Raw genomic sequence first — 11,718 nt, forward strand, 5'->3', positions numbered from 1 at the left:
GTCGGTAAGTTACGTGGGAGTAACGATTGTTGTGGTGTGAATCAATTCAGGAGGCGCGGTGGGAGTTCCGTGGAGCCGCGGCCGCCGGAAGCGGTGTCTTGGCCTCCCGGGTCACGTCCGCGACCAGCTCCACGACATCCGGCCCGTACGCCCCCGAGTTGACCACCCGCAGCAGCAGCACGAAGGTGCTGTCGCCGTACTTGCGGGTCAACCGCTCGTGGTTGCGGGCGAGATAGCGGGTCGCGGCCTGGTTGGTGATCGCGGTCTGGCCGCAGAAGAGGAACACCGGCCGGGTGCCGTTGCTCTGCTCGACGGTGAGCCGGCCGAGCAGGGCGTACTCGGACTTGCCGACCTCCACCCGGTAGCGCTCGGTGCCCACCTGGAAGGCGCCGCGGTCGGGGCTCGGCTCGGCGTCGACGTTCACCCGGACACCGGGCAGCAGGGAGGAAAGGTGTGCCGCCATACGGCGGTTGGAGGCCGGGCCGCCCACACAGAACTCGGTGCGCTCGCCGAAACCCTGGCGTGCCGCGTCGTGCGGGAGGACCTGGGCGTGGGCGTTGCAGTCCTTGATGAGCGCGGCGAGTTCTAGCAGCGCGAACACGTCGTAGCGCATCACCGCGAGGTCCGGGCCGCTCGCGCCGCGGTTGACGACCAGCAGCGACTCGGAGTTGTCCGGCAGCCCGAAGAAGGCCTGCTTGCGGCGGAGTTTCCGCTTCCACAGGTAGGTACGGGCAAGCCAGCCGAGCGTGGCGCTGATGCCGGCCGCCACCACGCCCAGGACGATGTTGCGCACGTCGTCATTCATGTGCGCGCATGCTAGCGGGCCGACACCACTGGTACGTACCGGTGTTCGAAGTGTGGCATTCGCATGACACCTGTCCCGAGGAGGGGTGTCGGTGCCCCGGGGATGTGGTTACGCTGCGCGGACGGTCCTGGACTGGAGGTACGGATGCGTCGCCCTGTCGCGCGGAAACTGTCGGTCCTGGCGGTCTCGGCCGCCGTGGTGTCGGTGGGGGCGGCAGCGCCGCCGCAGGCCACCTCGGCACCGCAGAAAGTACCCGTCGCCGTCGGCTACGGGGGTGCCGTCTCCAGCGTCGACGCGGACGCCTCCGCCGCCGGCATCGAAGTCCTCAGGAAGGGCGGCAACGCGGTCGACGCGGCCGTCGCCACCGCCGCCGCGCTCGGCGTCACCGAGCCGTACTCCTCGGGCATCGGCGGGGGCGGCTACTTCGTCTACTACGACGCCAAGTCCCGCAGCGTCCACACCATCGACGGCCGCGAGACGGCACCGCTGACCGCCGACGAGAACCTGTTCGTGGAGAACGGCAAGCCGCTCGCCTTCGCCGACGCCGTCAGCAGCGGACTGAGCGTCGGAACGCCGGGCACCCCCGCCACCTGGGCCACCGCGCTCGGCAAGTGGGGCAGCAGATCCCTCGGCACCGTCCTCAAGCCCGCCGAGCGGATCGCGCGGAACGGGTTCGTCGTCGACGACACCTTCCGTTCGCAGACCGCCTCCAACGAGACGCGGTTCCGGTACTTCCCCGACACCGCGAAGCTGTTCCTGCCCGGCGGTCAGCTGCCGGTCGTCGGGTCGACCTTCAAGAACCCCGATCTCGCCCGCACCTACGCGGAGTTGGGACGCAAGGGCGTCGGCGCGATCTACCACGGCGACCTCGGCGACGACATCGTCGACACCGTGAACCACCCGCCGGTGGACCCGGCCTCGGGCTGGAACGCACGGCCGGGTGACCTCTCCGAGAAGGACCTCGCCGCCTACCGGGCCAAGCTCCAGAAGCCCACCAAGACCTCCTACCGCGGGCTCGGCGTCTACTCCATCGCGCCCTCCTCCTCCGGCGGCACGACCGTCGGTGAGGCCCTCAACATCCTTGAGCACACCGACCTTTCGAAGGCCAGTGAGGTCCAGTACCTCCATCACTTCATCGAGGCCAGCCGGATCTCCTTCGCGGACCGGGGGCGCTGGGTCGGCGACCCCGCCTTCGAGGACGTACCGACGAAGGGGCTGCTGTCACAGAAGTTCGCCGACTCGCGGGCCTGTCTCATCAAGGACGACGCGGTGCTCACGAGCCCGCTGGCGCCCGGGGACCCGCGGCATCCCGGGGACTGCGCGAACCGGGGGACGGCGGCTCCGACGACGTACGAGGGCGAGAACACCACGCATCTGACGGTGGCCGACAAGTGGGGGAACGTCGTCTCCTACACGCTGACCATCGAGCAGACCGGCGGCAGCGCGATCACCGTGCCCGGGCGCGGGTTCATCCTCAACAACGAGCTGACGGACTTCTCGTTCACCCCGGCGAACCCTGCCGTGCACGACCCGAACCTGCCCGGCCCCGGCAAGCGGCCGCGGTCGTCGATCTCGCCGACGATCGTGCTCGACCGCACCAACAAGCCTGTGGTGGCGCTGGGTTCACCCGGCGGGGCGACCATCATCACCACCGTGCTCCAGGTGCTGACCGAGTTCGTGGACCGTGGGCTGCCGCTGGTGGACGCGATCGCGGCGCCTCGGGCGAGCCAGCGGAACGCTGCGCAGACCGAGCTGGAGCCGGCGCTGTACAGCAGTGGGGTGCGGTCTCAACTGGAGGCCATCGGGCACTCGTTCAAGCTGAATCCGGAGATCGGGGCGGCTACGGGTGTGCAGCGGTTGCCTGGTGGGAAGTGGCTGGCGGCTGCTGAGACTGTTCGGAGGGGCGGGGGGTCTGCGCAAGTGGTGTACCCCGCGCCGTAGTTCGCCGCGGGCGCGTGGGGGCTGGTCGCGCAGTTCCCCGCGCCCCTAAAAGCCTCACGTGAACGTCAGCGTGCCTGCTGAGGCGTCCACCGTGACCTGGTCGCCGTCCTTGATGGTGCCGTTCAGCAGCAGGCGGGACAGCTGGTTGTCCACCTCCCGCTGGATCGTGCGGCGCAACGGGCGGGCGCCGTACTCCGGTTGGTAGCCGCGTTCCGCGAGCCAGTCGACCGCGCTGTCCGTGAAGGTGACCGTGACGCCCTGCGCCCGGAGCAGGCGGCGGGTGCTCTGCAACAACAGCTCGGTGATCTGCCGTAGTTGCTCGCCCGTGAGCTGGCGGAAGACGACCACCTCGTCGATGCGGTTCAGGAACTCCGGGCGGAAGTGGTCCCGCAGGGGGCGCAGGACCTGCTCCCGGCGGGCCTCCTCGTCCGTGCCGCCCGACCCGAAGCCGATGCCCGCGCCCCGCCGCGTGATCGCCTCCGAGCCCAGGTTGCTGGTCATGACGATCACCGTGTTGGTGAAGTCGACCGTGCGGCCCTGGGAGTCGGTGAGGCGGCCGTCGTCGAGGACCTGGAGGAGGATGTTGAAGACGTCCGGGTGGGCCTTCTCCACCTCGTCCAGGAGGAGCAGCGAGTACGGATGCCTGCGGACGACCTCCGTCAGCTGGCCCGCCTCCTCGTGCCCGACGTAGCCGGGCGGGGCGCCGATCAGACGGCTGACGGTGTGGCGCTCCTGGTACTCGCTCATGTCGAGGCGGACCATGCGCTCCTCGCTGCCGAACAGGGACTCGGCCAGGGCACGGGCCAGTTCGGTCTTCCCGACGCCGGTCGGGCCGAGGAAGAGGAAGCTGCCGATCGGCCGGTCCGGGCTGGCGAGGCCCGCGCGGGAGCGCAGGACCGCGTCGGAGACGACGCGTACGGCCTCGTCCTGGCCGACCACCCGCTCGTGCAGGTGCTGCTCCAGGCCGAGCAGCCGGTCCTTCTCCTCCTCGGTGAGGCTGCTGACCGGGATGCCGGTCAGCCGGGACACCACGTGGGCGACGGCCTCGGCGGTGACCTCCAGGTGCTGGCCCTCGTCGGCCTCGTCGCCCCCGGTGGCCTCGGCGATCCGCTGCTTCAACTCGGCGATACGGTCCCGTAGTTGTGTGGCCTGCTCGTACTGCTCGTCGGCGACCGCCTGGTCCTTGTCCCGGCTCAGCTGCTCGACCTCGCGCTCCAGGGCCCGTACATCCGTGCCCTTGGTACGCGCCCGCAGCCGTACGCGTGCTCCTGCCTGGTCGATGAGGTCGATCGCCTTGTCCGGCAGCCGGCGGTCGGTCAGGTAGCGGTCGGAGAGCTCGACGGCCGCCACCAGCGCCTCGTCGGTGTAGCGGACCTGGTGGTGGGCCTCGTAGCGGTCGCTGAGGCCGCGCAGGATCTCGATCGCGTCCGCCGCGGTGGGTTCCGGGACCAGGATCGGCTGGAAACGGCGGGCCAGGGCCGCGTCCTTCTCGATCCGGCGGAACTCCTCCAGCGTGGTCGCGCCCACGATGTGCAGCTCGCCGCGGGCCAGGGCGGGCTTGAGGATGTTGCCGGCGTCCAGGGAGCCGCCCTCGCCGCCCCCGCCCGCGCCGACGACGGTGTGCAGTTCGTCGATGAAGACGATCAGCCGGTCGGAGTTGTCGCGGATCTCGCCCACGATGTTCGTCAGGCGCTCCTCGAAGTCGCCCCGGTATCGGGTGCCGGCGACCACGCCGGTCAGGTCGAGGGCGAAGACCCGCCGCCCGGTCAGTACGTCGGGCACGTCCCCGTCGACGATCCGCTGGGCCAGGCCCTCCACGATCGCGGTCTTGCCGACGCCCGCGTCCCCGATGAGCACCGGGTTGTTCTTGCCGCGCCGGGACAGCACCTCGATGGTCTGCTCGATCTCGTCGTCCCGGCCGATCACCGGGTCGATACGGCCCTGGCGGGCGAGGTCGGTGAGGTCGCGGCCGTACTTGTCGAGGGTGGGGGTGCTCGTGGTGCGCTGTGCCTCGGCGCGGGGCTGTCCGGCGTCCGGGGCCGCCTCGGGAGGCAGACCGGTGGGGGCGAAGCGGGCCGAGTTGAGGATGTGGCCGGCCGCCGAGTCCGGGTTCGCGGCCAGGGCGCTCAGCACGTGCTCCGGGCCGATGTAGCCGGCGCCCCGGGCCCGGGCCAGTTCGTGCGCGTCCAGCAGGGCCCGCTTGGCGGCCGGGGTCAGCGACAGCGAGGTCGGCGGCGGTGCCTCCTCCGGCCGGTGCTGGACCGGGCCGGAGCGTTCGTCGATCTCCGAGGCCAGCGAGTCGGGATCGGCGCCTGCCCGGCTCAGCAGGGTCCGGGTCGGCTCGGCGGCGAGCGCGGCCCGCAGCAGGTGCTGGGTGTCCAGGTCCCGGCTGCCGTGCTCGGCGGCGTACTGCGCGGCCCCCTGCACCAGCTCCCGGGCCGGCTGGCTCAGCAGCTGGCCGATGTTGATCTGCCGGGGACCGGGACGCGGTCCGCCGAAGAAACGGGCGAGGAACTCTCCGAAGGCGTCATAGCCTTCCGATCCGCTGAATCCGCTGGTCATGGCGTTCCCATCCGGCAACCCCGCGCGGGCCGGGGTGCCCTCGCTGATCGATGTGCCGGGGCCGGGTAACCCGGGTGTCAGCCGGTTACACCTTCGCACGGATGGGGGAGTGGGGCACTTTCAGTGGTTGTCGAGCAGCGCGAGCTCGCCGAGGGACTTGCGGATACGGGGGATCCAGTCGGTCTGCCCGACCTCGTGATGCGCGGCGGTGAAGCGGCGGGCAGGCGGCTTGTCCTACCAGTCGCGCTCATCGAGCGCCGCGCGCCGTACATGGATCAGGGCCCCGACGATGTTGGTCTGGAAGACGACCTCCAGCTGCTCCGGCCGCCCCGCACCGGGCGCCCGGTCGGTGAGGACGAAGCCCTGGTAGAAGCCCCGGTGCTGCTCCGTGTTCGGGACGTAGGAGTCGACGACGTACGCCGAGTCGTAGAAGTAGCCTTCCTCCGCGAAGGCGTCCATGACGGCCTCGTGCAGGGGCAGCGCCGAGACGTGCAGCAGGTCGTTGTCCACGTCGGTGGGGTCATGGTTCCAGTCGCGGTAGAGCTGGCTCTTCACCGAGAGCACGACTCCCAGGGCCTGGCCGCCGAGTTCGCTCACCGGGGTCTCCCAGGAGAGCCGTTCCGTGAAGGTCAGCCGCTTCTCCTCGCCCCTGCCCAGGGTGAAGTGCGACGGCTGGGCGGCGCAGGTGTCGAACTCGTAGTCCCGCTCCTCGCCGTCGTAGCCCATGCAGCGGACCGACAGGCGCAGGTGGACGGAGTGGAAGGGGGTGTCGCGCGACCCGCCCCTGAGAACGACCTCTCCTCGCACGTCCCCGCCCGGATACACCGGTCCCAGGATCTGCGTGTCCACCTCGACCGCCGCGTCCGGATCCCCGATTCCGAACAGCCGCTTGAATCCCACGTACGCCCCTCCCCGAGCCCGCGATGATCAGGGATGCACACTGACTCAGCGTGCCGTCAGTACGCGTGGGCCCTGGTCGGTGATGGCCACGGTGTGCTCGACGTGTGCCGCCCGTGAGCCGTCGTTCGTCTTCAGGGTCCAGCCGTCCGGCGCCGCGTGGTACGCGTCGGTGCCGCCCGCGATGAGCATCGGCTCGATCGCGAGCACCATGCCGTGCCGCAGGGCGAGCCCCCGCCCGGGGCGCCCCTCGTTGGGGACCGGCGGGTCCTCATGCATACGGCGGCCGATGCCGTGGCCGCCGAAGTCGTCCATGATGCCGTAGCCCCCGGCCCGGCACACCGTGCCGATCGCGTGCGCGATGTCCCCGATGCGGTTGCCCACGACCGCGGCCTCGATCCCGGCCGCCAGGGCCCGCTCGGCGGTCTCGATCAGCCGTACGTCCTCGGGGCGCGGCCGGCCGACCGTGAAGCTGATCGCCGAGTCGCCCGCCCAGCCGCCGAGTTGGGCACCGCAGTCGATCGAGACGAGGTCGCCGTCGCGCAGCCGGTAACCGGTCGGGATGCCGTGCACGATCGCGTCGTTCACGGAGGCGCAGATGACGGCGGGGAAGGGGGTGGTGGCGAAGGTGGGCCGGTAGCCGAGGAAGGGCGAGGACGCCCCCGCCTCCCGCAGCACCCCGCGCGCCACCTCGTCCAGCTCCAGCAGGGACACGCCCACGTCAGCGGCCTTCTCCACGGCTGTCAGGGCACGCCCGACGACCTGTCCCGCCTCGTGCATGGCATCCATCGATGTGTCCGTCTTCAGTTCCACCATGCCAATTACTATACCGGTATTAGAATGGGGGACATGGTGCGCACCCCTCTCACCCCCGAAGAACGCGAACGCGGCGAGCGGCTCGGTCGGCTGCTGCGCGAGGCGCGTGGCGGCCGCAGCATGACCGAGGTCGCGGCGAGCGCCGGGATCTCCGCGGAGACCCTCCGGAAGATCGAGACCGGGCGGGCGCCGACCCCGGCGTTCTTCACGGTCGCCGCGCTCGCCCGGGCGCTCGGGCTGTCGATGGACGAGCTGGCCCAGCTCTGCGAGTTGGCGCGTGTGTGAAGGGAGTTCGCTCAGTGGTCGGGGCCGCGCCAGGAGACTCCTGCTGCTCCTTTGAAAACTCCCCGTAGCCCGTTCGTAACACTGCTGGTGTTCGCTTACGGACCGGAGTGCTCCGGTCTAACGGGAGTTGAGCGATGGCAGTGGATCAACTCCCGGGTCAGGTGCGGGAGTTCGTGGCCTACCTGGACGGTGTGCTGGCGCGTCTGGATCAGGGCGCCGGCTGGTGCGCGGTGTTCTGGCAGCGCGATCCGGACGGTATGCAAGCGTGCCTCGACGGCCGTGAGATCCCGCCCTGGGATGTGGTGGAGGCGCTCCTCCAGGACCTCGGTGTGGCCTACGGCTCCGAGGCGGCCCGCGCCGAGGCCGAACGGGCCCGCCCCCTGCACGCCGCCGCGCAGGCCGCCCACGACGCCCGGCCCGGCGGCCGGGACGCCCTCGGTGACCGCTTCGACGTCATGCTCCGCGAACAGCGCTATGCCGCGGAACGGCAGGCCGAACTGGGCCGTCGGCTCGCGTCGGCCACCACCCAGGAAGAGGCCGACGCCCTCCGTCTCGACCTCGCCTGGGCCCGCGACGACCACGAACGCGCGGTCCGCCGCTGCGCCGAACTCCAGTCCCGCATGACCGCGTTGGACCACCGCACGATGGGCGACCGGGCCGATGTGATCCGACGGGGGCGAGTGAGGGACGAGGGCGCGCTCCGCCGGGACCAGGCCGTGGGGCAAGAGGCATTCCGGCGGGTGCGGGTGGAGGACGCCGGGTCGGTCCACCGAGGCCACGACGGGGACGGAGGGTCGGGGGAGCGGGCCTGGGCCGACGGGCGGGTGAGCGGGGGCGCCGGGGCCGGTGAGCGCGGGGCCGCGGCCCACGGCGACGACTTCGTGGAGGGCGGTCACGGGGGTGGCGCGCGGAGAAGCGGTGTCTTCGGGGGCCGCGTGCGCGGGGGCGGCCGAGGGGACGGTGCACGCGTTGACAGCGACCAGGGAGCAGGTGACCACCTGGCACGCGCCCACAGTGCGGAGGCCGTCCGTCCCGGCGACGCCCCCGGTGCCGGGTTCCCGGACATACCCCAGCAGCGCGGCACCGCCCCTGCGGCGGCCCCGGAGACGGCCGGCACCTCCCACGCACCGCAGCGACCCGCCCCCGCGCCCGCCCCGGCCACCTCGCCTGGACCCGGAGCCACCGAAGGGGCCCACCCCGGATACGGAACACACCAGCCGAGCAGGATCGACGCGTTCGAGAGGGCGTACGACCCCCAGCAGGCGCCGACCGAAACCACCTCCGACCACGCACACGGTGCCGACACCCCCCGACAGTCACCCTCCGCCCCCCAGCCCCCGCCGCCCCCCGCCGCCAAGCAGCGCAAGCGGCGCCGCGGTGGTGCCCGTTTCGCCGGGGTGGGGGAGGCGGAGGCCGGGGGCGTTGTCGTACCGCCGACCGCCGTACCGGATCTGCCCGCCGCGCCCGCCCGACGGGGCCGTACTCCACGCGGCGCGCGCTTCGCCGGAGCGGGAGCGGTCGATGCTGCGGACGGGCGGACGCAGGCGCAGGCCGCCCCCATGGACACCGGGGACACGGCGTTGCGGGAGACCGCCGACACCGTCGCGACGCTGGTGCGGCTGCGCTCCGAGGGCCGTACCGGCGAGGCGCACGCCCTGCTCGTGGAGGTCGCCCACTGGCCCGCCGACCGCTTCCCGCTGCTCGCCGCGGAGCTCCAGCGCGCCGGGCTCGGCGCCGACTGGGCGACGCTGCTCTGGGAGGCCGCCTCGCTGCCCGCCGAGCGGCTGGTGGCCGCCGCGGACGCCCTGGTCGCGGCCGGACGGAGCACCGACGGGGAGCAGGTGCTGCGCCAGGGCGTCGCACGGCCCGCCGGGGAGATCGGCGCGGCCGTCCTTGCGCTGGTCGCCGAGGGGCGGCGCCGCGAGGTCTCCGCGCTCCTCGACGCGTACGTCCGCGTCCGCACCCCCGAGGAGGCCGCCCGCAGCGCCGAACCGGACCCGCGGACCCTCGTCCCGCTCCTCCTCACGGCCGCGAAGGCCGTCTCCCAGGAGCGGCACTGGGACCTGGTGCATGCCCTGCGCGTCGCCGGATTCTCCACCTGACAGGTCCCCCACAACCCCGCCGACCGGGCACGTCGCTCCTCCACTGGAGTGTGAAACGTGATCGACTTCGCGGGTTAACGACGATGGTCTTGGCAAGCCTCTCCAGGAGGCTTACGTTCGTCCCTCTACGGTCTGATCTACGGGCGTAGAGGCTCTGACGTCCCCGCCGAAGGAGCAGCTCATGGCCAACGTCGTACGTGCCGCTCTGGTCCAGGCCACCTGGACCGGCGACACCGATTCCATGGTGGCGAAACACGAGGAGCACGCCCGCGAGGCGGCCCGACAGGGCGCGAAGATCATCGGGTTCCAGGAAGTGTTCAACGCCCCCTACTTCTGCCAGGTCCAGGACCCCGAGCACTACCGCTGGGCGGAGCCGGTGCCGAACGGCCCCACCACCACGCGTATGCAGGACCTCGCGCGCGAGACCGGCATGGTGGTCGTCGTGCCGGTGTTCGAGGTCGAGCAGTCCGGGTTCTACTACAACACCGCGGTCGTCATCGATGCCGACGGCAGCGTCCTCGGCAAGTACCGCAAGCACCACATCCCGCAGGTCAAGGGCTTCTGGGAGAAGTACTACTTCAAGCCCGGCAACCTCGGCTGGCCGGTCTTCGACACGGCCGTGGGCAAGGTCGGCGTGTACATCTGCTACGACCGCCACTTCCCGGAGGGCTGGCGGCAGCTCGGCCTCAACGGCGCTCAGCTCGTCTACAACCCGTCCGCCACCCACCGGGGCCTGTCCTCGTACCTGTGGCGCCTGGAGCAGCCCGCGGCCGCCGTCGCCAACGAGTACTTCGTCGCCGCCATCAACCGGGTCGGCGTCGAGGAGTACGGCGACAACGACTTCTACGGCACGTCGTACTTCGTCGACCCGCGCGGCCAGTTCGTCGGGGAGACGGCGAGCGACAAGGAGGAGGAACTGGTCGTCCGCGACCTGGACTTCGACCTCATCGAGGAAGTGCGGCAGCAGTGGGCCTTCTACCGCGACCGCCGCCCCGACGCCTACGAAGGGCTGGTGCAGCCGTGACCAAGGACCTGCTGGGACGCCACCGGGCCGTGCTGCCCGACTGGCTCGCCCTGTACTACGAGGAGCCGCTCGAGATCACGCACGGCGAAGGCCGGTACGTGTGGGACTCCGAGGGCAACAGGTACCTCGACTTCTTCGGCGGCATCCTCACCACGATGACCGCGCACGCCCTGCCCGAGATCACCAAGGCGGTGAGCGAGCAGGCCGGGCGGATCATCCACTCCTCGACCCTGTACCTGAACCGGCCGATGGTCGAACTCGCCGAGCGGATCGCCCAGTTGTCCGGCATCCCGGACGCCCGGGTCTTCTTCACCACCTCCGGCACCGAGGCCAACGACACCGCCCTGCTGCTCGCCACGACCTACCGGCGCAGCAACACCATCCTGGCGATGCGCAACAGCTACCACGGCCGCTCCTTCAGCGCGGTCGGCATCACCGGCAACCGCGGCTGGTCGCCCACCTCGCTGTCCCCGCTCCAGACGCTGTACGTCCACGGCGGCGTGCGCACCCGCGGCCCGTACGCCTCGCTCAGCGACGACGACTTCATCGCGGCCTGCGTCGACGACCTGAAGGACCTCCTCGGCCACACCCGCCCGCCCGCCGCGCTGATCGCCGAGCCGATCCAGGGCGTCGGCGGCTTCACCTCCCCGCCCGACGGCCTCTACGCCGCCTTCCGCGAGGTGCTGCACGAGCGGGGCATCCTGTGGATCGCCGACGAGGTGCAGACCGGCTGGGGCCGCACCGGCGACCACTTCTGGGGCTGGCAGGCACACGCGCAGTCCGGTCCGCCGGACATCCTCACCTTCGCCAAGGGCATCGGCAACGGCATGTCCATCGGCGGGGTCGTGGCCCGCGCCGAGATCATGAACTGCCTGGACTCCAACAGCATTTCGACCTTCGGCGGCACCCAGATCACCATGGCGGCCGGTCTCGCGAACCTGTCGTACCTGCTGGAGCACGACCTCCAGGGCAACGCCCGGCGGGTCGGCGGGCTGCTGATCGAGCGGCTGCGGGCCGTCGCCGCGCAGGTCCCGGGCGTACGGGAGGTGCGTGGGCGCGGGCTCATGCTCGGCGTCGAGCTGGTCAAACCCGGCACCGACGAGGCCGATCCGCAGGCCGCGTCCGCCGTCCTGGAAGCCGCCCGCGCCGAGGGGCTGCTGCTCGGCAAGGGCGGCGGGCACAACACCAGCGCCCTCAGGATCGCCCCGCCCCTGTCCCTGACCGTCGCGGAGGCCGAAGAGGGCGCCGCGATCCTCGAACACGCTCTGAGGAGCACCATCCAGTAG

9 protein-coding genes are annotated in these 11,718 nt (G+C 71.4%); 5 read left to right on the forward strand and 4 right to left on the reverse strand.

Annotation, left to right across the window (positions count from 1 at the left end; all coding sequences use genetic code 11):
- Positions 1-46 precede the first annotated feature (46 nt).
- On the reverse strand, positions 47-805 hold the full coding sequence (locus tag AC2XR2_RS35560) for a hypothetical protein (RefSeq protein WP_330263542.1): 759 nt from the start codon (positions 803-805) through the stop codon (positions 47-49).
- 144 nt (positions 806-949) lie between these two features.
- Between AC2XR2_RS35560 and ggt the strand changes: the two genes are divergently transcribed.
- Complete coding sequence (gene ggt / locus AC2XR2_RS35565; protein ID WP_491517291.1) at positions 950-2,746, forward strand: gamma-glutamyltransferase; 1,797 nt, start codon at positions 950-952, stop codon at positions 2,744-2,746.
- Between the two features lie 54 nt (positions 2,747-2,800).
- On the opposite strand, the gene AC2XR2_RS35570 is transcribed toward ggt, so the two are convergent.
- From AC2XR2_RS35570 to map, 3 genes are all read right to left on the reverse strand, one after another.
- Positions 2,801-5,308 (reverse strand): ATP-dependent Clp protease ATP-binding subunit, encoded by a 2,508-nt coding sequence (locus AC2XR2_RS35570; RefSeq protein ID WP_449349274.1) that lies wholly within the window; start codon positions 5,306-5,308, stop codon positions 2,801-2,803.
- A 234-nt stretch (positions 5,309-5,542) separates the two neighbouring features.
- A complete protein-coding gene (locus tag AC2XR2_RS35575) occupies positions 5,543-6,208 on the reverse strand; it encodes a sporulation protein (protein WP_491517292.1) in 666 nt (221 codons plus the stop codon).
- Between the two features lie 45 nt (positions 6,209-6,253).
- On the reverse strand, positions 6,254-7,021 hold the full coding sequence (gene map / locus AC2XR2_RS35580; RefSeq protein ID WP_491517293.1) for a type I methionyl aminopeptidase: 768 nt from the start codon (positions 7,019-7,021) through the stop codon (positions 6,254-6,256).
- A gap of 33 nt (positions 7,022-7,054) precedes the next feature.
- On the opposite strand from map, the gene AC2XR2_RS35585 reads away from it, so the two are divergent.
- From AC2XR2_RS35585 to AC2XR2_RS35600, 4 genes are all read left to right on the forward strand, one after another.
- Positions 7,055-7,306, forward strand: a complete 252-nt coding sequence (locus AC2XR2_RS35585) for a helix-turn-helix domain-containing protein (protein ID WP_381301123.1) — start codon at positions 7,055-7,057, stop codon at positions 7,304-7,306.
- A gap of 134 nt (positions 7,307-7,440) precedes the next feature.
- Positions 7,441-9,408 carry a hypothetical protein gene (locus AC2XR2_RS35590; RefSeq protein ID WP_491517294.1) on the forward strand — a complete coding sequence of 656 codons (1,968 nt, stop codon included), beginning with the start codon at positions 7,441-7,443 and terminating at the stop codon, positions 9,406-9,408.
- Between the two features lie 181 nt (positions 9,409-9,589).
- On the forward strand, positions 9,590-10,432 hold the full coding sequence (locus tag AC2XR2_RS35595; protein ID WP_330263535.1) for a nitrilase-related carbon-nitrogen hydrolase: 843 nt from the start codon (positions 9,590-9,592) through the stop codon (positions 10,430-10,432).
- The gene (locus tag AC2XR2_RS35600; RefSeq protein WP_449350985.1) at positions 10,429-11,718 is read left to right on the forward strand and encodes an aspartate aminotransferase family protein; all 1,290 of its coding nucleotides are present in this window, start codon (positions 10,429-10,431) and stop codon (positions 11,716-11,718) included. Before AC2XR2_RS35595 ends, AC2XR2_RS35600 begins: the two co-directional genes overlap by 4 nt.

The organism is Streptomyces sp. LS-MS-L19 (genome assembly GCF_058382285.1).